The organism is Paenirhizobium selenitireducens ATCC BAA-1503, assembly GCF_900492185.1.
Lineage (GTDB): Bacteria > Pseudomonadota > Alphaproteobacteria > Rhizobiales > Rhizobiaceae > Allorhizobium > Allorhizobium selenitireducens_A.
Genome location: NZ_UEYP01000001.1, coordinates 177,253 through 198,362, shown reverse-complemented (window position 1 = coordinate 198,362; position 21,110 = coordinate 177,253). Strand labels below are relative to the sequence as shown.

The 21,110-nt window shown below is 64.4% G+C and carries 21 protein-coding genes and 1 tRNA gene; 15 read left to right on the top strand and 7 right to left on the bottom strand.

The window, feature by feature from the left end:
- The first annotated feature begins 33 nt into the window (after positions 1-33).
- The 8 genes from mscL (at position 34) to RHIZ70P_RS00905 (ending at position 8,271) form a co-directional block, all read left to right on the top strand.
- Entirely contained in the window at positions 34-459 is a 426-nt protein-coding gene (mscL, locus tag RHIZ70P_RS00940) for a large conductance mechanosensitive channel protein MscL (protein ID WP_115668508.1), read from the top strand.
- 162 nt (positions 460-621) lie between these two features.
- Positions 622-1,791, top strand: coding sequence for a pyridoxal phosphate-dependent aminotransferase (locus tag RHIZ70P_RS00935; RefSeq protein ID WP_115668507.1), 1,170 nt, complete (start codon positions 622-624; stop codon positions 1,789-1,791).
- A 189-nt stretch (positions 1,792-1,980) separates the two neighbouring features.
- Positions 1,981-3,015 carry a UDP-glucose 4-epimerase GalE gene (gene galE, locus RHIZ70P_RS00930; RefSeq protein WP_115668506.1) on the top strand — a complete coding sequence of 345 codons (1,035 nt, stop codon included), beginning with the start codon at positions 1,981-1,983 and terminating at the stop codon, positions 3,013-3,015.
- A 194-nt stretch (positions 3,016-3,209) separates the two neighbouring features.
- Complete coding sequence (gene rfbF / locus RHIZ70P_RS00925) at positions 3,210-3,980, top strand: glucose-1-phosphate cytidylyltransferase (protein ID WP_115668505.1); 771 nt, start codon at positions 3,210-3,212, stop codon at positions 3,978-3,980.
- 2 nt (positions 3,981-3,982) lie between these two features.
- Entirely contained in the window at positions 3,983-5,059 is a 1,077-nt protein-coding gene (rfbG, locus tag RHIZ70P_RS00920; protein WP_115668504.1) for a CDP-glucose 4,6-dehydratase, read from the top strand.
- Positions 5,056-5,619 (top strand): dTDP-4-dehydrorhamnose 3,5-epimerase family protein, encoded by a 564-nt coding sequence (locus RHIZ70P_RS00915; protein WP_115668503.1) that lies wholly within the window; start codon positions 5,056-5,058, stop codon positions 5,617-5,619. Before rfbG ends, RHIZ70P_RS00915 begins: the two co-directional genes overlap by 4 nt.
- The gene (locus tag RHIZ70P_RS00910; protein ID WP_115668502.1) at positions 5,616-6,845 is read left to right on the top strand and encodes a class I SAM-dependent methyltransferase; all 1,230 of its coding nucleotides are present in this window, start codon (positions 5,616-5,618) and stop codon (positions 6,843-6,845) included. Before RHIZ70P_RS00915 ends, RHIZ70P_RS00910 begins: the two co-directional genes overlap by 4 nt.
- Before the next feature lie 148 nt (positions 6,846-6,993).
- Positions 6,994-8,271, top strand: coding sequence for a glycosyltransferase family 2 protein (locus RHIZ70P_RS00905; protein WP_115668501.1), 1,278 nt, complete (start codon positions 6,994-6,996; stop codon positions 8,269-8,271).
- Between the two features lie 90 nt (positions 8,272-8,361).
- Here the strand turns inward: RHIZ70P_RS00905 and RHIZ70P_RS00900 are convergent, their stop codons facing one another.
- From RHIZ70P_RS00900 to RHIZ70P_RS00890, 3 genes are read right to left on the bottom strand one after another with little or no spacing between them, the layout of a single operon-like run.
- Complete coding sequence (locus RHIZ70P_RS00900) at positions 8,362-9,174, bottom strand: cephalosporin hydroxylase family protein (protein ID WP_115668500.1); 813 nt, start codon at positions 9,172-9,174, stop codon at positions 8,362-8,364.
- Positions 9,175-9,199: 25 nt separating this feature from the next.
- Positions 9,200-10,291, bottom strand: a complete 1,092-nt coding sequence (locus RHIZ70P_RS00895) for an FkbM family methyltransferase (RefSeq protein WP_115668499.1) — start codon at positions 10,289-10,291, stop codon at positions 9,200-9,202.
- Complete coding sequence (locus RHIZ70P_RS00890) at positions 10,288-11,523, bottom strand: FkbM family methyltransferase (protein WP_115668498.1); 1,236 nt, start codon at positions 11,521-11,523, stop codon at positions 10,288-10,290. The genes RHIZ70P_RS00895 and RHIZ70P_RS00890 overlap by 4 nt, the downstream gene beginning before the upstream one ends.
- A 117-nt stretch (positions 11,524-11,640) precedes the next feature.
- Between RHIZ70P_RS00890 and RHIZ70P_RS00885 the strand changes: the two genes are divergently transcribed.
- The 3 genes from RHIZ70P_RS00885 to RHIZ70P_RS00875 are packed head-to-tail and all read left to right on the top strand — an operon-like array spanning position 11,641 to position 14,832.
- The gene (locus tag RHIZ70P_RS00885; RefSeq protein WP_115668497.1) at positions 11,641-12,537 is read left to right on the top strand and encodes an NAD-dependent epimerase/dehydratase family protein; all 897 of its coding nucleotides are present in this window, start codon (positions 11,641-11,643) and stop codon (positions 12,535-12,537) included.
- Positions 12,500-13,579 carry a radical SAM protein gene (locus RHIZ70P_RS00880; RefSeq protein ID WP_115668496.1) on the top strand — a complete coding sequence of 360 codons (1,080 nt, stop codon included), beginning with the start codon at positions 12,500-12,502 and terminating at the stop codon, positions 13,577-13,579. The genes RHIZ70P_RS00885 and RHIZ70P_RS00880 overlap by 38 nt, the downstream gene beginning before the upstream one ends.
- Positions 13,576-14,832, top strand: a complete 1,257-nt coding sequence (locus RHIZ70P_RS00875; RefSeq protein ID WP_115668495.1) for a glycosyltransferase family 4 protein — start codon at positions 13,576-13,578, stop codon at positions 14,830-14,832. Before RHIZ70P_RS00880 ends, RHIZ70P_RS00875 begins: the two co-directional genes overlap by 4 nt.
- 23 nt (positions 14,833-14,855) lie before the next feature.
- On the opposite strand, the gene RHIZ70P_RS00870 is transcribed toward RHIZ70P_RS00875, so the two are convergent.
- The 3 genes from RHIZ70P_RS00870 to RHIZ70P_RS00860 all read right to left on the bottom strand — a co-directional run bounded on the left by RHIZ70P_RS00870 (position 14,856) and on the right by RHIZ70P_RS00860 (position 17,515).
- Entirely contained in the window at positions 14,856-15,983 is a 1,128-nt protein-coding gene (locus tag RHIZ70P_RS00870; protein ID WP_115668494.1) for a hypothetical protein, read from the bottom strand.
- 166 nt (positions 15,984-16,149) lie between these two features.
- The gene (locus RHIZ70P_RS00865; RefSeq protein ID WP_115668493.1) at positions 16,150-16,488 is read right to left on the bottom strand and encodes a beta-lactamase hydrolase domain-containing protein; all 339 of its coding nucleotides are present in this window, start codon (positions 16,486-16,488) and stop codon (positions 16,150-16,152) included.
- Between the two features lie 124 nt (positions 16,489-16,612).
- On the bottom strand, positions 16,613-17,515 hold the full coding sequence (locus RHIZ70P_RS00860) for a DUF6030 family protein (RefSeq protein ID WP_115668492.1): 903 nt from the start codon (positions 17,513-17,515) through the stop codon (positions 16,613-16,615).
- Positions 17,516-17,772: 257 nt separating this feature from the next.
- On the opposite strand from RHIZ70P_RS00860, the gene RHIZ70P_RS00855 reads away from it, so the two are divergent.
- The gene (locus tag RHIZ70P_RS00855) at positions 17,773-18,465 is read left to right on the top strand and encodes an SH3 domain-containing protein (RefSeq protein ID WP_115668491.1); all 693 of its coding nucleotides are present in this window, start codon (positions 17,773-17,775) and stop codon (positions 18,463-18,465) included.
- 131 nt (positions 18,466-18,596) lie between these two features.
- On the opposite strand, the gene RHIZ70P_RS00850 is transcribed toward RHIZ70P_RS00855, so the two are convergent.
- Positions 18,597-18,671 (bottom strand) — tRNA-Thr (locus RHIZ70P_RS00850).
- A 108-nt stretch (positions 18,672-18,779) separates the two neighbouring features.
- On the opposite strand from RHIZ70P_RS00850, the gene RHIZ70P_RS23195 reads away from it, so the two are divergent.
- The 3 genes from RHIZ70P_RS23195 to RHIZ70P_RS00835 all read left to right on the top strand — a co-directional run bounded on the left by RHIZ70P_RS23195 (position 18,780) and on the right by RHIZ70P_RS00835 (position 21,081).
- Entirely contained in the window at positions 18,780-19,076 is a 297-nt protein-coding gene (locus tag RHIZ70P_RS23195) for a hypothetical protein (protein ID WP_235842105.1), read from the top strand.
- A 123-nt stretch (positions 19,077-19,199) separates the two neighbouring features.
- A complete protein-coding gene (murA, locus tag RHIZ70P_RS00840; RefSeq protein WP_115668490.1) occupies positions 19,200-20,492 on the top strand; it encodes a UDP-N-acetylglucosamine 1-carboxyvinyltransferase in 1,293 nt (430 codons plus the stop codon).
- Positions 20,493-20,643: 151 nt separating this feature from the next.
- On the top strand, positions 20,644-21,081 hold the full coding sequence (locus RHIZ70P_RS00835; RefSeq protein WP_115668489.1) for a DUF2948 family protein: 438 nt from the start codon (positions 20,644-20,646) through the stop codon (positions 21,079-21,081).
- Positions 21,082-21,110 lie beyond the last annotated feature (29 nt).

Below are 21,110 nucleotides of genomic sequence, written 5' to 3'. Positions count from 1 at the left end.
GCGTGGCTTGTCGAACGATCAAAGGAGATGGGTATGCTGAACGAGTTCAAGACCTTTATCGCGCGCGGCAATGTCATGGACCTTGCCGTCGGGGTGATCATCGGCGGTGCTTTCGGCCTGATCGTCAACTCGCTTGTCCAGGACATCGTCATGCCGCTGGTCGGCGTGGTCTTCGGCGGCTTCGATTTCTCCAACTATTTCCTGCCGCTGAGTTCCAAGGTGACGGCGACCTCGCTCGAGGCCGCCCGCGAGCAGGGCGCCGTCTTTGCCTACGGCAATTTCATCACCGTCATCATCAATTTCCTGATCCTTGCCTGGATCATCTTCCTGATGGTCAAGGGCGTGAACACGCTGCGCGCCTCGCTCGAGAAGCAGGAGAAGAAGGATGCGGAAGCCGCTCCGCCGCCGGCCGACATTCAACTGCTGACCGAAATCCGCGACCTGCTGAAGACGCGCTGACGGCGGCATGCGCAATGGGCTTGGCCCCGGCTGCGTCCGGGGCGGGCGTTCGCGTATCCATCACCGAAATCGATTCTGCCCTCACGGATTGTCATGGGATTTTCCTGGCGCAATCGGCTAGACCTCTGGTTCGCGAACAGACGTCGAACCGGAGAGCTTGCCATGTCGCTTGTGAAGGATCTCAGCCCGCGCGCCCTTGCCGCGCCGGAAAGCGGGATCGTCGAGATCATCAACTATGCCCGTGGACGCGAGGGGCTCCTGCCGCTCTGGGCCGGGGAAGGCGACCTGCCGAGCCCGGATTTCATCAATCGCGCCGCAAGCGACGCGCTTCTCGGCGGCGAAACCTTCTACACCTGGCAGCGCGGCATTCCCGAGCTGCGCGAGGCGCTGTCGCGCTACTATGCCCGCCATTTCGGCGTCGAGTTGTCGCCCGAGCATTTCTATGTCACAGCCTCCGGCATGCAGGCGATCGCGCTTGGCGTCCAGGCGATCACCGAGCCGGGCGACGAGATGATCTACCTGTCGCCGGCCTGGCCGAACATCATCTCGGCGATCGACATTGCCGGCGGCCGCTCCGTCGGCGTTCCGCTGACCTTCGGCAATGGCCGCTGGTCGCTCGACTTGGAGCGACTGGAACAGGCGATCACGCCGAAGACGCGTGGCCTGTTCATCAACACGCCGTCCAATCCCACCGGCTGGACGGCGACGCATGCTGACCTCAAGGCCATTCTCGAACTGGCGCGCCGCCACGGCCTGTGGATCCTCGCCGACGAGATTTATGCGCTCTATTACTATGGCGGCGGACACCGCGCGCCGTCCTTCCTCGACGTCATGGTCGAAGGCGACCGGGTGATCTTCGCCAACTCCTTCTCCAAGAACTGGTCGATGACCGGCTGGCGCGTCGGCTGGATCGTCGCGCCGCCGGAAACGGGGCAGGTCTTCGAGAACCTGATCCAGTATTCCACCTCCGGCGTCGCCCAGTTCATGCAGCGTGGCGCGGTTGCCGCGCTCGATCAGGGTGACGGCTTCGTTCGCGAGAATTTCGAACGCGCGAAGAAATCGCGCGATCTGCTGTGCGACGCGCTGATCGCCACCAACCGGGTCGAAACCCTGAAGCCCGAAGGGGCACTCTATGCCTTCCTGAAGATCGACGGCATCACCGACAGCCGGCAGGCTGCGCTCGACATCGTCGATCAAACCGGCGTGGCGCTGGCGCCGGGATCGGCCTTCGGCATGGGCGGCGAGGGTTTCCTGCGGGCCTGCTTCCTGCGCGACCCGAAACAGATCGAGGAAGCGGCCGACCGGCTGTGCCGCTATATCCTGGCGCTTTGATGCGGCGACGGCGCGGGGTTCCCATGCTCCGCGCCGCGATCGATAAAATTCTAGCGAAGTTTGCAATATTGCGTTATATATACTTGAAACTAAACTGTATCAATACTGAGCAAGGCCGAGAATTGTAAGCAAAGTTAAAGGCTGCATTGCCTAGGTTCATCCCGTCAAAGAATTGCGGGATGGACAAACATGGCGATCTTGGTAACGGGTGGGGCCGGTTATATCGGTAGTCACATGGTCTGGGCGCTGCTGGATGCAGGCGAGGACGTGGTGGTAATCGACCGGCTTTCGACAGGCTTCCGCTGGGCCGTCGCGCCGCAGGCGCGGTTCTACCTCGGCGACATCGGCGATGCGGATCTGCTGCGGCAGGTCTTCTTCGAGAACGAGATCGAGGCGATCGTCCATTTCGCCGGGTCGATCGTCGTGCCGGAATCGGTGTCCGATCCGCTTGGCTATTACGAGAACAATACCGGCAACACGCGGGTGCTCGCTTCGGCGGCGGTCGAGGCCGGGATCGACAAGCTGATCTTCTCGTCGACGGCCGCCGTCTACGGCACGCCGGCAAGCGCCGAGCCGGTCAAGGAAACCGCGCCGCTCCTGCCGGAAAATCCCTATGGCCAGTCCAAGCTGATGAGCGAGATCATGCTGCGCGACACCGCCCGCGCCCATGACTTCCGCTATGTGGCGCTGCGCTATTTCAACGTGGCCGGCGCCGATCCGAAGGGCCGGACAGGCCAGTCGACCGACCGTGCGACCCATCTGATCAAGGTGGCCTGCGAGGCGGCGCTTGGCAAGCGCCGTTCGGTCGCGGTCTATGGCACGGACTATTCGACCCCCGACGGCACCGGCGTGCGCGACTATATCCATGTGGCGGATCTGGTTCAGGCGCATCTGCGGGCTCTTGCCTATCTGCGCCGCGGTGAGCCCTCCCTGGTCGCCAATTGCGGCTATGGCTCCGGCTATTCCGTGCTCAACGTGCTGGCCGCGGTTGCCCGCGTTTCCGGCCGCCCGTTTGCCGTCGAATACTGCCCGCGCCGCGCCGGCGATGCAGCCTTCGTCGTCGCCGACTCCACCCTGGCGCGCGAAAAGCTCGCCTGGGTGCCGCGCCTTGCCGACCTCGACCTGATCGTCGAAACGGCACTCGCCTGGGAAGAGCGCCTGGAGCAGGATGCGACCCCCGATATCGGCGCGCTGCGGCGTCGCCTGGCCGCGGGCGGCTTCTGAGCGGACGGCGGCGCTCCGCCGCCGCCGGCGCTATCGGCCCTTTCGTCCCTCAAGTTTGACGACAGTTTCGTCGGCTAGCCTCTTCCCACGATGGAATGTTCGTGGGGCGTGGGACGAATCATGGCTTTTGCTGCGGGTTACGATGAGCGGGGCACCGGCACGCCGGGATCCCGTCTGGCGGACGGGCGTTCGCGATGAAGGCCGTCATCCTTGCCGGTGGTCTCGGCTCGCGCATCGCCGAGGAAACCCATCTGAAGCCCAAGCCGATGATCGAGATCGGCGGGCGTCCGATCCTCTGGCATATCATGAAGCTCTATCACGGCCACGGCATCCGTGACTTCATCATCTGCTGCGGCTTTCGCGGTTATGTCATCAAGGAATACTTCGCCAATTACGGCCTGCATATGTCGGACATCACCTTCGACCTGGCCGAGAACCGCCTGCAGTTCCATCGCAAGAGCGCCGAGAACTGGCGGGTGACGCTGGTCGATACCGGCGAGAACTCGATGACCGGCGGGCGGCTCAAGCGCGTCGCCGACTATCTCAAGGACGAGGAAGCCTTCTGCTTCACCTATGGCGACGGCCTTTGCGACGTCGACATCGGCGCGACGGTCCGATTCCACAAGAGCCACGGCCGGCAGGCGACGGTGACGGCGGTCCGCCCGCCGGCCCGCTTCGGCGCGCTGAAGCTCGACGGGGACACCGTGGAAGGCTTCGTCGAGAAGCCGGAAGGCGAAGGCGGCTTCATCAACGGCGGCTTCTTCGTGCTCGACCCGAAATGCATCGACCGTATCGCCGACGATTCGACCAGCTGGGAAGCGGAACCGTTGTCCAGCCTGGCCGAGGACGGCCAGCTCAAGGCCTTCTTCCACACCGGCTTCTGGCAGCCGATGGATACGCTGCGCGACAAGGTCCATCTGGAGAGCCTGTGGAACAGCGGCAACCCGCCGTGGAAGTCGTGGTGAGCATGGCCAATCCCGCATTCTGGAAAGGCAAGCGCGTTCTTCTGACCGGGCATACCGGCTTCAAGGGAAGCTGGCTCGCGCTCTGGCTGGCGGAAATGGGTGCCAGGGTGACCGGCCTGTCCTTGGTGCCCGAGACAGAGCCATCCTTGTTCAATCTTCTGAACGGCAAGCCGGCGGCAGCGGAAATCTGCGATCTGCGCGATCGCCATGCGGTGGCGGCCCGCGTCATGCTGGCCAAGCCGGAGATCGTCCTTCATCTCGGCGCCCAGGCGCTGGTGCGCGCCGGCTACCGCGATCCGATCGGCACCTATGAGACCAACGTGCAGGGCACGGCTCATCTGCTCGATGCGCTGCGCATCGCCTCCGATGTCCGCTCGATCGTCGTCGTCACCACCGACAAGGTCTACCAGAACCCGGAGACGGCGCTTCCCTTCGTCGAAACCGATCCGCTCGGCGGACACGATCCCTACAGCGCCAGCAAGGCGGCCGCCGAGGTCGTCACCGCCAGCTATCGCGCGTCCTTCTTTGCCGCGCGTGGCATCGGCCTTGCAACGGCCCGCGCCGGCAATGTGATCGGCGGCGGCGATTGGGCCGAAGATCGCCTGATCCCCGACGCCGTCAAGGCCTGGGGCGGGGGACGATCGTTGATGGTGCGTCGTCCGCAGGCTGTCCGGCCCTGGCAGCATGTGCTGGAGCCGCTCAACGGCTATCTGATGATGGCGGAACGCCTCTGGGACGATCCCCACTTTGCCCAGAGCCTCAATTTCGGCCCCGACCATCAGGCGGCGGCAACGGTGGCAAGCGTGCTCGACAAGGCATCGATGGCCTTTGGCGGGGGCGAAGCCGTTCACGGTGACGGCTCGGATGGGCCGCATGAGGCGGGTTATCTGATGCTCGATTCCACGCGCGCCCGCGACACGCTCGGCTACAGTCCTGTCTGGAACCTCGACGAAACCGTCACTCGCACCATGGCCTGGTATCGCGGGCTTGCGGCGGGCCAATCGGCGGCAGACCTTTGCCTCGCCGACATCGGCGCCTTCGAGGCGGTTCGTGCGCGACCCATGAGGGCCGCCGTATGACCGCCCGTTTCGACGTTGAAACGACGCCGATCGAAGGCCTGCTGATCCTCAAGCGCCGGCGCATCGCCGACGAGCGGGGGCATATCTCGCGTCTGTTCTGCGGCGAGGAACTGGCCGAAATCGGCTGGCGCGGGCCGGTCGCCCAGGTCAACGAAAGCGTCTCGCACTTTGCCGGAACCGTGCGCGGCATGCACTTCCAGACCCCGCCCTTTGGCGAGTTCAAGCTCGTGACCTGCCTCGCCGGCCGCATCCTCGACGTGGCGGTCGACCTGAGACACGGCTCGCCGACCTTCCTCGAGCATGTCGCGGTCGAGCTCTCGGCCGACAATGCCTGTTCCTTCCTCATCCCGAAGGGATTCGCCCATGGCTTCCAGGCGCTGAGCGACGATGTGCGGATGATCTACGCCCATTCCGCCCCTTATCGCGCCGAGGCGGAGGGGGGCTTGAGCCCGACCGATCCGCGGCTCGCCATCGCCTGGCCTTTGCCTGTCGCGCATCTGTCGCCGCGCGACGCGGGCCATCCGCCGCTGGGCACCGACTACCGAGGACTTGCCGCATGAAATGTCGCCACTGCCAGTCGCAGGACATGGGTCCCTTCCTCGACCTCGGCACGGCGCCGCCGTCGAATTCCTATGTGCGAAAGGCGGATCTGGGTAAGCCGGAACTCTGGTATCCGCTGGTGATCCGGGTCTGCAACGAATGCCTGCTGGTGCAGACCGAGGATTTTGCGTCGCGCGAAACCTTTTTCTCCGAGAGCTACGCCTATTTCAGTTCGTTCTCGACCTCCTGGCTCGGCCATGCCGAAGCCTATGTCGCGGCGATGGCCGAGCGCTTGGGCTTGGACAGCACCTCCCGCGTCGTCGAGATTGCCGCCAATGACGGCTATCTGCTGCAATATGTGAAGGCCCGCGGCATTCCCTGCCTCGGCGTCGAGCCGACCGCGAGCACGGCGGCCGCGGCGCGCGAAAAGGGCATCGAGATCGTCGAGGATTTCTTCGGCGTCGCGCTCGCCGCCCGCCTTGCATCCGACGGCTGGGGTGCCGACCTGATGGCGGCCAACAACGTGCTTGCCCACGTGCCCGACATCAACGATTTCGTCGCCGGCTTTACACGGCTGCTGAAGCCGGCAGGCGTTGCCACCTTCGAATTCCCCCACCTGCTCAACATGGTGACGGAGGCGCAGTTCGACACCGCGTATCACGAGCACTACTCCTACCTCTCGCTCATCGCCGTCGAGCGGATCTTTGCCGCAAACGGCCTGCGCGTCTTCGATGTCGAGACCACGCCCTGGCATGGCGGGAGCCTGAGGGTCTTTGCCGACCGGGCCGATACGGCAGCCCACCCGGTAAGCGAAAGCGTTGCGGCCTTGCTGGCGACGGAGACGGCGGCCGGCATGCGCCAGCCGGCCTTCTATGCCGGCTTTCAGGCGACCGCGCAGCGCGTGCGCAACGACTTCGTGGAATTCCTGATCGATTGCCAGCGCCAGGGCCTCAAGGTCGCCGCCTATGGCGCCGCGGCCAAGGGCAACACGCTTTTGAACTTTGCCGGCGTGAAGCCGGATCTGCTTTCCTTTGTCGTCGACAAGAACCCGGCCAAGCAGGGAACCTTCCTGCCGGGCAGCCGGATCCCGATCGTCTCCGAGGACGTCCTGAAATCGGAAAAGCCTGAAAGGGTAGTGATACTGCCATGGAATCTTCAGACAGAAATCAAGCGACAGCTTTCGTATATCACCGACTGGGATGGGAAGTTCGTGACGGCGGTGCCGAGCCTGACGGTGCATCCCTAGACGCGCCGCAGCCGAAGCGCGATGCCCCGACGATAGCGGTCGCGAACCCGCCCTTGCGCGGGCCGCTTCGCCCGGAGTGAAAAGCCCGGAGTTGCAAACCCGGCGGTCAACAAGCGGAGCCGCTGCATCACCCGAAGCGGAGAAGACTATGGCTCGAAACATGCGTCTGTCGATCTGCGTCCCCTCGCGCAATCGCCAATATTACTTCCAGAAGACCATCGAAGGCCTGCTGCGCAGCAAGCGCGACGACCTGGAATTCGTCTTCGTCGACAATTCCGACGATCCGTCGGTGATGAACGACTACATGCGCGCCCATGAAGGCGACCCGCGCATCGTCTACCTGCCGTCCGCCGACCGCACCCTGCCGATGATCGAGAACTGGGAACGCACGCTCGCTGCTGCGACCGGCGACTGGGTGACCGTGATCGGTGACGACGACTTCATCGATCCGGACGTCATGACGGTGCTGAAGAAGGTGGTTGCGGTCAATCCGGAAACGGAGGCCTTCGCCTGGAGTGTCGTGGCCTATAGCTGGCCTTCGCCGGACCAGAAGAGCACCAGCATACACGTGCCGTTCAATTCCTTCGTCGTGAAGGTGCCGCGCGAGCAGTTGTTGAAGCGCATGTTCGGCTGGTATGAGGCGACCACCGTTCCGACCTCGGGCTATTCGATCTACCATTCGGCGGTTTCCCGCGATCTGCTCGACCGGATCCGGCGGAAATACGGCGGACGTTATTTCGAGCATCCCGTCATCGACTACGACATGGCGATGAAGGTGATGGTCGAGGGCAAGCACTTCGCCTTCTGCCAGCGGACCTTTTCCGTCATGGGAAGCTGTCCGGAGAGCAATTCCTATTCGATCGGCAAGCTCGCCGACATCAAGAGGAAGGTCGACATCTTCATGGCCGAGCTCGGCCGCAATTTCGACGACGACCCTCTTTTGAAGGACTTCCCGTTCCAGAGCATATTGGGCGTGACGGCATCGATCGGCATCTGCCAGCAATGGTTCCGCGCCAAGTACAAGCTGACCTATGACGGCTGGGAAAAGAACTTCGCCAGGTCGTGCGCCTTCAACACCGAGATGTTCCGCGACGAGGAATCGTTCAACATCGTCCGCGACGGGTACAGGACAGCGTTCAAGAACTGGCGCCGGGGAAAATTCCTCGAACATTTCCAGCCGGTGTTCAAGGATGCGCGCTATGGCCTGCAGCTCAGCGGCTCGAACGTGACGGGAACCTTCATCCGCTCCGACATCGCCGGCGTGACGACACCGGTGGAATTGCTCGACGTCATCAATGGCATGATCCGCCCGGCCGATCAGGTCGAGGTGCGTCTGGACGGCCTGCGTTTTCCCTGGGAAGAGGAAATGCTGACGCCGGTCGGCGAGAAGCGGCCGATCCAGACGATGCAGAAGCGCGTTGCCTGAAGACAGGCAACGGGATTTCCTTTCCCGAATAGGACAAGGCCGCGGTCACGACCGCGGCCTTGTCGTTTGTAACCCGGCAGTTACGAAGGCTCAGACGCGCTTCAGGAAGCCGTCCGGCGAGGCCGTGATGGTGATCTTGTTCTCGATCGTCTTGTCATAGGCAAATTTCAGCGGCTCTCCGTCGCGTGCCGTGCGGCCTTCGCTCTCCAGCCGCTTCATGTATTCCCAGACGGCGGTCTTCGGATTGTCGCCCTTGCCCCAGGGGCGATCGGCGCACATGTCGGCCGGCAGGTCCTCGACGCCGGTGTCCCAGACGACGCAATAGGAGCCCTTGGAGGTGAGCGGCGCATAGAGCTCGAGCTCGGCGAGCACGTGTTCGTGCGTGTGGTTGGAATCGAGGAAGACCATGACCCGGTCATAGCCCTCGGCATGGGCCTTGACCTGCGCAAAGACGTCGTCGGCGACCGAGGAGCCCTGGATGGTGTGGATCTTGTGGGTCAGCGGATGGGCTTCGATCGCTGCGCGGTTGTGGGCGCGGATGTCGATGTCGACGCCCACCACCTTGCGGCGGCTGGCCTTCGGATCGAGCACGGTTCCCGCCTGCACGGCGTCGCAGTAATCGAGCATGGCGAGCATGGATGCGCTCATCACCAGCGAGCCGCCATGGGCGATGCCGGTTTCGATGACCAGATCGGGACGGCATGACCAGATCAGTTCCTGGATCGCATAGGTATCCTGCGGGACCTGGATGATCGGCCGGCCGAGCCAGGTGAAGTTCTGCGCATAGCGGTGGCGGATCGATTCCCGCACCCAGATGTTCGACAGGCCGATGAAATCCCGGTCCTCGCCGATTTCCCGGATATTGTTGGCGACGTAGTCGCGGAAGTGTTCGACAGGATCCATGGGTAACTCCTCTTGAATGGCCGCTTCACTCTGTCCAGGCGTAAAGCACGGTTTCCATGAGTTGCGGGGAATGGTGGCGCAGGGCGAACCGGTAGGCCGGCACCAGCGATTTCAGGTAGCTCGAGATTTGCGGTATGTCGGACGGATAGTGATAGACGCAGATGGCGAGCTTCGGCCGATAGCGCGCGATCGTCTCGGCCGCCCCCTTGAGCAAGGCCATCTCCATGCCCTCGACATCCGCCTTGATGAAGCTGGCCGGCGCGCCGTCCAGGTAGCGGTCGAGCGAGGTCACGGTGACCGCATCCGGGCCGGCGCCCACGCTGCCCAATGCCAGGCTCTGCAACTGCCCGCTCTGGCTGGCGCTGGCCATCTGCGCCTCGCCGGCGCCAAGGCCGCTGCGGTTGAGGACGACAGATGCCGGATCGAGCGCCCATTCCTCGACGAGCCGGGCGGTCCTCGCCTTCAGCGCGCCATGCTGGCGTGCGCCGGGCTCGAAGGCGTGGATCGTGGCGAACACGCCGTAATGCGCCCAGATGAAGCGCTCGACGCTGTCGCCGACATAGGCGCCGGCATCGACGAAGATCTCCTTCTCCACACCGCAGAAGCGCGGCAGGCAGAAATACTGGTCCTTCTCGAACACCACCTCGCAATAGGATTTCTCGCCCGTCAGCATCGCCGCCAGGACGGCGCGCAGCACGTCGCGCGAGCGCTCGTCGTCGAGAAGTTCGTGGACCGCGGCAAAGGCCTCGAAATGCAGCGCGGCATAAAAGGCGTCGAAGGACAGGCTGGCGACGCCGAGCTTTTCGAGCCGGGCGGTGACCGGACCGATCGCATGGCGCGCGGTGACGAGCGTCAGATCCGGGCTGATCTCGCCGATGGCTTCCGGCGCATGGACGGGGAGGCCGTGGAACCGTGTGCCCGCCCGTTCGGGATTGCCGTCGAAGCTGGCGACGAGGTCGAAGCCGTTGTCCTTCAGCCAGGAACAGGCCCAGGCGCCGAGAAAGCCGGTGCCGTAGATCGCCGTTCGCGGACGCTGCGGATTGGGCAGCGACAGCGCGAAGGCCCGGATGTCGGCTGCGGTGCGGGCAAGCTGGTCGAGGCTCGGAATGATGGTCATCGCCGTTCTTCCGGTATGGCATAGACGACCGCCCCGGTGCCGCACCAACTGTGCAGCCTAAACAGGAAACGGTAGCCGTCGAGATTGTCCATCAGCCAGGCGGGCGTCGCCTGAATGCCGTCCGCATCATGATAGACCGTTGCGGCAATGATCGGGCGATATTTGCGCAAGGTGGCAATCGCGCCCTTGAGAGCGGCGAGTTCGCCGCCTTCGAGATGCAGCTTGACGAAGCTCGGGGCCGCGCCAAGGCCGTCCAGCGTCTGGGTCGCGCGTTCGCTCGTTCCGGTGGGCGAGATCTGCGAGGCGTAGCCGAGGCCATCATGGAAGCGGACGGTTCGGCGCTCGCTGTCGAGAAGCGCGTCGCGGACGGTGATGCGGCTTCGTTGATCCGAGGTGAGGCCGCCGAGGGTTTGCTCGAGCACTGTGCGGCTTTGCCCGTCCGGCTCGACGGCGAGGATGGAGGCAAACTGCCCATCCGTTTCCGCGATGAAGCGCACCGTGACACTGCCGTGATGGGCGCCGGCATCGAGGAATCGTTCGTCCGGCCGAAGCACGTCGAGGATCTGCGGAATGAAGAAACGGTCGTCGATCGTCACCGGCGCGCCGTCGAAGCTCCATTCCTGCCGAAGACGGCGCCAGGCGATGAATTGCAAGTGGTGCGCACGCGAGAGGTCGTCGTCCCAGGCCGAGAGGACCGCACCGATGGACTGGACGTCATCGTCGGAGAAGGGGTCGGCGAACCAGCCGTTCGACAGCGGGTGGCGGTCGCGGAAGCTCTCGGCGACGTCGTAGAAGGGCACGATGTCGCGCCAGCCGGCAGCGGCAAGGGCCGCTTCCAGCGGAGCATAGGGGCTGGTGACGATGCTGACCGCGAGCATGGCCCGCGCCTTCGTCCCGAAATCGACGGCATCGGGATGGACGAGCCGGGTGCCGGTCCATTCGCCACTGGCCGCGAGGGCCTCGGCATTGCGGTCGACGACCAGGGCAAAATCCTCGCCCACGGTGCGCAGATGGTCGCGCGCCAACCGCCCGAGATTGCCGGCCCCATAGAGCGCCAGCGGCTGGCGTGGGGCGATGGGACCCGGCGTGCAAGTCTCGTCGGCGATGGCGCGGAGAAGGGCGAGGCATGAAGACCGGTCGGGCAGGGCGCCGAAGGCACGGGCGATCACCGCCGGTCGATCCGGCGATGCCGCGACTGGCTCCTGCGCCCCTGTCTGCTTGGCTTCGATCATTTCCGTCCGCAATCCGCCCGGCTCGTCTAAACTGCCATCCCGGATGATTCGAACAACCTGCCGGTCCGCCTGTCTTTAAAGTAATCTATCAGGGCGTGACCTTTCCCGGAGCTTGTCATGACTAGGATCGTGTTGACCGGTGCCACCGGTTTCGTCGGCCGCCAGATCCATCGCCGGCTGGCCGAAGCGGGCCATGACGTCGTTCCGGTGCTTCGCCCCGGCAGCGCGGCGCGCCTGCTGGAGGGCGCAAGGGCCGAGCACGCCATCCTGACGGCGGATGTCTTTGCCGAGACCGCCGACTGGTGGGCGGAGCGGCTGGAGGGCGTCGACGCCGTGATCCACGCCGCCTGGTATGTCGAGCCGGGCAAGTATCTCGACTCGCCGCTCAATCTCGATTGCGTCACCGGGACCCTGGCACTCGCCCGTGGCGCTGCGGCAGCCGGGATCCGCCATTTCATCGGCGTCGGCACCTGCATGGAATATCGCCTGCCGTCGGAGCGGCTTGCGGTCGACGCCCCGCTGGAGCCGGCGACACTCTATGCCGCGTGTAAACTTTCCGTTTACCATATGCTGACACAGTATTTCGCGAAGACGGACGCGACCTTCTCCTGGTGCAGGCTTTTCTACCTGTACGGCGAGGGGGAGTATCCGGCCCGTCTCGTGCCTTATATCCGCGAACGGCTTGGTCGCGGCGAAGTCGCAAGACTTTCCGCGGGAACGCAGCTTCGGGACTTTCTCGACGTGCGGCAGGCTGGGGCGATGATCGCCGATGTGGTTGAGACAGGTCAGCCTGGCGCAATCAACATTTGTTCAGGTCTCCCGACGACGATACGCCAATTGGCGGAACGGATCGCCGACGAATACGGCAGGCGCGACCTGCTGGAATTCGGAACGGCCGCGATCCATCCCTCCGATACGGCGGCTGTGGTCGGCCTATGCAATGCGATCACTCCTACCCGAATGCCGGAGACGCTAAATGAAAGCCCAGTTGAAGCCGCGGATCAATCTCGATGACCGGACCGCTCTCGAGACCGTCATCCCGCTCGAAACGCCCTTCATCGTGTTCATCGATCCGGCCAGTTCCTGCAATTTCAAGTGCACCTTCTGCCCGACCGGCCATCGCCAGCTGATCGCCGACACCGGCCGTTATCAGGGCGCGATGAAATACGACGTCTTCACCAAGGCGATCGACGACCTGGGCGCCTTCGGCAAGCCAATCAAGGTGCTTCGCATGTACAAGGACGGCGAGCCCTTCCTCAACAAGCGCCTCGCCGACATGATCGCCTATGCCAAGAAAAGCGGTTACGTCGACTATATCGACACCACCACCAACGGCACCTTCCTTACGCCGGAGCGCCTCGGCCCGGTGATCGAGGCCGGCCTCGACAAGATCAACATCTCCGTCGACGGCATGACCCGCGAAACCTATCAGGAGTTCACCGGCTTCGACTTCGACTTCGACAAGTTCGTCGAGGGCGTGAAGTGGCTGGACGCCAACAAGGGCGACATGGAAGTGTCGATCAAGATCCCCGGCGAACTGATTACAGAGGCGCAGCGCCAGGAATTCTTCGACACCTTCGGCGATTATTGCGACCGCATCTTCATCGAGAATTTCGCTCCCTGCTGGCCCGAATTCGACGTCGAGGAGCGCTCGGGCATCAAGATCGGCGACGTCGGCATCTATCAGCAGGCACTGAAGCCCACCGATACCTGTCCCTATATCTTCTACGCCATGAGCGTGAACGCCGACGGCCTCGTCTCGTCCTGCTTCCTCGACTGGGGCCGCAAGCTGATCATCGGTGATGTGCGCACCACGCCGCTCAGCCAGATCTGGACCTCCGACGCGATGAACGCGCTGCGCCTGCAGCATCTCGAAGGGCGTCGTTGCGAGAACAAGGTCTGCGGCAGCTGCGGTCAGCTCACCCACTGCCTGCCGGACAATATCGACGACCACCGCGAAATGCTGCTCGAGCGGTTCCGCGAGAAGGTGACGATCAACCCGGCCGTCAAGGCGCCGGGCGGTCTCAAGCCGATGGCCCCCATCGCCGCCGAATGAACATCCTGCACATCACGCCGCATCTCGGCGGCGGTGTCGGCAAGGCCCATGCGGCCATCCAGGGCGCGACCGGCTCGTCTGTCGATCGCGCCTACTATCTTCTCGAAGAACCCCGCGACCGCCGCTATGCCGACCTGGTCGAGCAGGCGGGAGGCCGCCTCCATCATGCCAGCCAAGGTGTTTCGCTCGCGGACCTGATCGACGGCGCCGACATCGTCCAGGTCGAATGGTGGAACCATCCGCGCCTCTACCATCTTCTGGCCGCATCACACCTGCCGCCGATGCGCAGCCTTTTCTGGGCGCATGTGTCAGGGCTTTTCGCGCCCTACATTCCGACTGGCCTGTTCTCGGCCGCCGGGAGGTTTCTCTTCACCTCTCCCTGTTCACTCCAGTCGCCGGACATTGCCGCGCTGCCGGACGACGTGCGCGCACGTCTTGGCGTCGTCGGTTCCGGCTTCGGCTTCGAGGATGGGGCGCCGGGAACAGATCCGGGGCAGGGGGGCGGGACTTCAGCTGCGGTCGCCTATCTCGGCACTGTCGATTTCGTCAAGATGCATCCCGCCTTCTTCGACATCATCGACGCGGTGGACAATCCCGATATTCGCGTATCGGTCTGGGGCGGTTTCGACCCTGAAGGCGAGCCGGCGGCCCGCGCCCGCGCCATGCGCCATCCCGAACGGGTCCGGCTGGAGGGCCAGACGGCCGATCCCCGCGCCGCGCTCCAGGCCGCCGGGATCTTCTTCTATCCGCTACGCGAGGATCATTACGGCACGGCGGAAAACGCCCTGATCGAGGCGATGTCGCTGGGGCTGGTGCCGGTGGTGCTGGCCAATCCGGCGGAATGCGCCATTGTCACGGATGGCTTGAACGGCGTGGTGGCCGCCGATCCGGCCGAAATGGCAACAAGGCTCGGGCGCCTGCTGGGCGACCCGGAGGCGCGCGCGCGCATGTCCGCGGCAACAAAGGCGACGGCGTGCGAGCGATATCAGCCGCGCCGTTCCGCGGGTCTGCTCGAAGAGCACTATCGCGCCCTGATGGATGAGCCGAAGTTGAAAACCGATTTTGCCTCACTGCTCGGCGCAGGGCCGGCCGACTGGTTCCTCTCGACCCAGCAACGCGATCGCTCAAGCGGGCCGGGGCGGATGTTTGCCTCCGGCGGCGCCCTCTCGAAGGGCAGCATCGACCATTTCCTCGCGACCTTTCCGGACGATCCCGGACTGCTGACGCTGTCGGGCGCGACCCGGGTCGGCTGAAAGCGGACCCGCGCTTGCGCGGCTCAATCGTCCTTGATCGGCAAGAAATCGGTGATGACGAAGACCGGGGCGAGGATCGATTCGACTACGTCGAAAAACTCCTGGGCCGTCTGCGCATTGCCGATGAAGCGGTCGACCAGCAGCATTTGCGCATGCAGTCCGCGTCTCTTGTCCTCGGGCGGCTCGGGGAAATATTGGGGGCGGAAACGCTCGGCCAGCGCGGCGCCGCCGGGCATGCGGTGGATCGCCTCGAAATAGCCCTGGCCGCGGCGCTCGAAGGCAGCCTCATCATGTTCACGCATGCAGTCGATGGTGCAGGCCTTGACGAAATCCGCGTTGAAGCCCGCCCAATTGGCGCCCAGTTCGTGCAGGACGCGTGCCTGGACCTCGGCGATGGCGGCCGTCAGGCCGATGCGCGCATCGAAGGGAAAGCCCTCAAGCGCCGACGGTATCGGCACGGGGAGGAACGGCGTGGCGCTGATGGCGGAGAGCGGGCGGTGGGAGAGCACGAACCCCTGCGAGAAGATCAGCACGCGGGCCGCCCATTCCCATCGTGGCAAGGGGGTGAGCCAGCTAAGGCGACCGGTGGATGAAAGGATGGTCTCGACGAGCGGGCGGCGCACGGCTCCGTGATAGAGGCCGAATGGCATGCGCGGCGTATTCTGGCTTCCGGCCCATTGGAAGAAGGCTTCCAGCATCCGGGCCTTGTCGATCTCGGCTATATGGTGGACGATCGGCACTGCGACCGTCGTGGCTATCCGGCGTGGAGCATCGGGATCGATGGCGAACGCATTCCAGCCGAGCGCGTCGGCATCGGGATGCGTCTCCTCGACATGGGCGAGGAGACGGGGCAGGTCGGCCTGGAGCATGTCCTCAGGGGAGACGAGCGAAACCCAGTCGCCGGTGGTGGCGGCGAGCGTACCGATCCACAGGTTTGCGGCGGAAAGGCCTTCCGGCGCGGGGGGAAGAATCCGCAGGCGGGAATCGGCCGCCGCACGGGCCTCGAGATAAGGCCAGGCGCCTTTCGGCGTGCCGCAGGCGGCGACAATCACTTCCACGCTGGAGTCGGGTGCCTCGAGAAGCCGGTTGACGAGATGCGTCGGCGCCGGCTGTCCGGGTTCGACGGGAATGCAGACGGATAGTTTCGGCATGCGGCCTCGCAGGAATGCCCCCTTAACACGGGTTGCCGCGTTAAGGGGCGAAACAGGTGCTCGTGGCGCCACGATGTCGAAGCGAATCGTCGCGGACCTCGGTTGTCCGTCTCTTAAGCGCCCGAACTGGCGCGAGGCTTAGCTGGGGAAGTGTGGACCGGCGCGCTCAGCCGCCGATCTGTTCGGCCATCTGGTAAAGCCCGGCGCAGCGCGCACCGGAGGCGCAGAAGGCGAGGATCGGGCCTTCGGTTTCCTTGAGCAGGCCGCGCAGCTTGCGCGCCTGCTCCATCGGCACGGCGGAGCCGCCGACCGGCAGATAATAGGCCTTGATATTGGCGGCCTTGGCCGCGTCCTCGATCGCCGAAAATTTCGGCTGTCCCCACCCTTCGCCGTCCGGCCGCATGCAGATGACCGCCGCATAGCCGGCTTCGGCGACCTTGCCGAGATCCGTCGGCTTCAGCTGTCCGGTGACGTGGTAGTTGTGCGTGACGGGGCGGATGTGCATCGATGAGTTCCTTTGTTCGACAGGCGGTTGCGACCCGCAATCGCGACGGGGCGGCCGCTTCGCAAGTGTTTTCTCGTCGATACATAATGAGAACTATATATATGTTCAAGCTTTGACGCCGACGTCATGGTATGGACGGCATCGGGGCGGTTGCGACGACATGGGCCAGGAGGAAGTCCGGTATCCGGGCAATGACGGCGGGAAGCGTCAGCCATTGCGCAGTGTCGAAATAGGCGCGGCTGCGCTTGACGGCCGGATCCTTGGATGTCGGCAGGATGATTAGATTATAGCTTCGCGCCGCGGAAAATTCCTGCGTGAAGCGAAAGGACAGGCCGAAGCGCACAGCGGTGAATTCGGTCAGGGCCTCGGCGCTGGCGATGGCGGGGGCGAGATCCAGCCATCGGGCCTGTTCGATCAGCTGCTCGAGCGCCTTGACCAGCAGCCGATGCACGCTCTCGCCGTCGGCGGTTTCCGGTGCGACGAGCTTCATGCGGATCGAGCCCACCTCGCCCTCCGGCGTGCCCTTGGCGATGAAGAAGAAGGAAGCGTTCTGCGCGCCGTCCTCCTTCGCCGGCAGCACCGTCTCCGACAGGCATTCGAACGTCTTGCGGTCGAACTGGCTTTGTTTCCAGCCCTGATTGTCCACGCCGGCGGCCTTGAAGGCGGCACACAGTTCGTGGCCGCTGGCCCGCACCTCCCTCACGAAGGTGCCAAGGGCGGCATTCTCCGGTTCAGCGAAGAAGCGTGCGGGAATGGCTATCGGAACCGCCGTGAGCCGCCGGCCGCGCAACGCCCGCGTCCCGGCGGGCTGGCGCGGCGTCTCGGCAAGCGACCAGTGAAGATCGTAGTGATCAAGCAAGGCACGCAGGTTGCGCCGGTCATTGGCCAAAAGCAGCGTGGCGACGATCGCAAGGGCAAAGGCCACGAGCAGGACCGCGAAGAGAAGCATCGCGCTTTTCTTCGGCGGGGCGGGCTTGGCGCGGGCTGTGAGACGCCCGCTCTTGTCCTTGTCGTCGCCCTTCGGCATGGAGACCTTTATTGCAGTGCGGTTGTAACGTGCTTATGCCACGAATTGGTGTGGGACACGTATACTTATCCTGTGACTTTGTGGCCTTGCACCGAGGCCGGCCTTCTCCAGACAGCGGCATCGCGACGGCAGGGGACGATCCTCCGTACCGTCCAATTCTGGGCTTGCCCTGGGGGCGGCCGTGTCGAGCATTGACGAGGGGCTGGCCGGTTCCTTAGCTGGCCGCATTTCACGCCCGACCGGAGGAAGTCTCGCCCATGTTCAAGATCCATGCCCGCCGTGCACTGCTTGTCGCCGCCACGCTGCTGGTGGCGCTACCGGTCCACTCCGCCGAGCCGGAGATCTGGACGATGACCACGCCCCAGGGAAGCTGCCGGCTGTCCTTCGAGGAAGATCCGGTCGCGGAAGGGGTGCTCTCGACGCTCTTCCATGACGGTTCGTGCTTCGACTTCGCCAACCCGGTCATCGGCTATTCGATGAACAACGGCGATCACACGATCATCCTCTATTCGACGAAGGACGGCCTGACGATGGTCGGCCGTGCCGACATGGAGGAGCCGGGACATTATGTCGGCGTCATCGGCGACGGCGAGGAACTGACGCTGGTCCAGGAGGGCCGCAAGCCCTCGCCGCGCCCGGTCGCCACGCCCGCGGGCCCTTGCCCGACCTATGTCGACGGCGGCTGCGCCCAGCCGAGCGATGTCGGCTCCCCGGACGTCGCCGGCGGCGTCACGTCGGTCCAGGCGCTTACCCGCATGAACATCCGCGCCATGCCCGACCGCTCGGGCGCCGTGCTCGGCAAGCTCGACAAGGACCAGTGCGTCACCGTCATCGGCTGCGTCGAGCAGAATGGCACCACCATCTGGTGCGAGATCGAGATGGGAACCTATCGCGGCTGGGTGCTGAAGCGCGATGCCGGCAAGATCTATAGCCGCAACGCCTGCGGCTGAGGCACGCGAGACCATTGATTCGAAAGAGCATAGCGGCTCGGGCGCATGACCCGGGCCGTTTGTCCGTCAGCCGTGCGCGAACCTGCGCGAGGCGGTTTCGACGATGATTTTCCTGGCGAATTGGAAGGTAATGGTGCTGCTAGAGAGACTCGAACTCTCGACCTCTCCCTTACCAAGGGAGTGCTCTACCACTGAGCTATAGCAGCCTGCGAGGCTCGGCGCGTCCGCGCCGTCTCAAGCGAGCCGCCTATTGCCACAGCTTCGGGGGGGATGCAAGCCGCAAAACGAACTTGCCCGAAGAAATGCGCATACTGTTGAGAACACTTCCGGACATCGGGGATTTCGGCTATCACCGCCGCATGAACGAAAAGCGCAACGAATTCGGCCAGACGGACCAGGCGGGCGAGGGGGCGGACGATTCAGGCATCGGCAATCCCGCCGGGCGCCTTCGTCATGCGGATGTGGCCGCAGCCCAGCGCAAGGCGCGCGCGGCTATGAAACTCAGGGAGAATCTGATGCGGCGCAAGCAGCAGCAGCGCTCGCGCCGACAGGGCGAGGCCGACGACACCGAAGGCCTGCCTGCCGCAAAATCGCCGGATCGCGATGATTAACCCTTGCTGAACGGGTGAATTGAACCCGTCTCGCTTTTCGTCTAAAGAGCCCACCCGGCCGGGTGGCGGTTTTTTCCACCCTTGATCAGGAAAGGCGGGTTTTCACCCGTAGCGTAGGCTTACATGGATCGTATCAGGATTGTCGGCGGCAACGAGCTCAACGGGGTAATCCCGATCTCCGGCGCCAAGAATGCCGCTCTGCCCCTGATGATCGCCTCGCTGCTGACCAGCGACACGCTGACGCTCGAAAACGTCCCGCATCTCGCCGACGTCGAGCTTCTGCTGCGCATCCTCGGCAATCACGGCGTCGACGTCTCGGTCAACGGCCGGCGCGAGCGCCAGGACGAGGGCTATTCGCGCACCATCCATTTCACCTGCCGCACCATCGTCGATACGACCGCGCCCTACGAACTGGTCTCCAAGATGCGCGCCAGCTTCTGGGTCATCGGCCCGCTGCTCGCCCGTGAGGGCAGGGCACGCGTCTCGCTGCCGGGCGGCTGCGCCATCGGCACGCGTCCGGTCGACCTCTTCATCGAGGGGCTGACTGCGCTCGGCGCGACGATGGAAATCGACGGCGGCTATATCAATGCCACGGCGCCCAAGGGCGGCCTGATCGGCGGCACCTATACCTTCCCCAAGGTTTCGGTTGGCGCGACCCACGTCATGCTGATGGCGGCCTCGCTGGCGCGAGGCACGACGGTCATCAACAATGCGGCGCGCGAACCGGAAGTGGTCGACCTTGCCAACTGCCTGAACGCCATGGGCGCGAAGATCTCCGGCGCCGGCACCTCGACCATCACCATCGAGGGCGTGCACAGCCTGTCGGGCGCCCGCCACCGGGTGCTGCCGGATCGCATCGAGACCGGCACCTATGCCATGGCGGTCGCCATGACCGGCGGCGACGTGACGCTGGAGGGCACCGATTTCGCCCTGCTCGACACCGCGCTCGAGGCCGTTCGCCGCGCCGGCGCCGAAATCACCGTGACCCCGTCTGGCCTGCGCGTCGTCGGCCACGGCAACGACATTCGCCCGGTCGACGTGGTGACCGAGCCCTATCCCGGTTTCCCGACCGACCTGCAGGCCCAGTTCATGGGCCTGATGACGCGCGCCAACGGCGTCTCCCATGTCACAGAGACGATCTTTGAAAACCGCTTCATGCATGTGCAGGAACTCGCCCGGCTGGGCGCGCGCATCACGCTGTCCGGCCAGACGGCGCGGATCGAGGGCGTGAGCCGCCTGCGCGGTGCGCCGGTCATGGCGACCGACCTGCGCGCCTCGGTGTCGCTGGTGATCGCCGGTCTTGCGGCCGAAGGCGAGACCACCGTGTCGCGCGTCTATCATCTCGATCGCGGTTTCGAGCGGCTGGAAGAGAAGCTGACGCGCTGCGGCGCTGTGGTCGAACGCATCACCGACTGAGTTTCTTGGCGGCTTGCGGGCCTGCGACCGGTTGCCTCTTGCATTGCAGCGACCTATGTCGAAAGGATGATGCGTGATCGGTGCGGGACGGGCCTCAGCCTCTTCTCCTGCCGGTCGCGCGTGACCTGGTGGCCAATCGGACAATGATGACATGACAAGCCTGAAGCTCCTCGCTCTCGACACCGACGACCTTGCGGTCGTGTCCGCCCACATGCAGGACGCAGTATTCAAGGTCTCTGACATCACTTTCCAGGCGCGGCCGGGCCTGTTTGCCCTTGCCGTCAACCGCTTCGTCTGGGAAGGGGCCGGCAAGAAGCGCAGGAGCTACGAGCGCCGCCGCGCCATGCTGTCATTCAAGCGCGTGAGCGCGGTCCGATCGATCGGTTTCGATCGCCGCAAGGGCGACGACGTGCTCTCGCTGCTTGCCATCCGTTTTCGAGTCGAGGGCGAGGGGCCGGAAGGCGTGATCGAACTCGTCCTTTCGGGCGGCGGCATGATCGCGCTCGATGTCGAATGTATAGAAGCACAGCTTGCGGATACCGGCGGAGCATGGGAAACCAGCCTCAAGCCCGGTCATCCGGGCAATTGACCGGCTCGGCCGGCAAAGTGCGTGAAGGC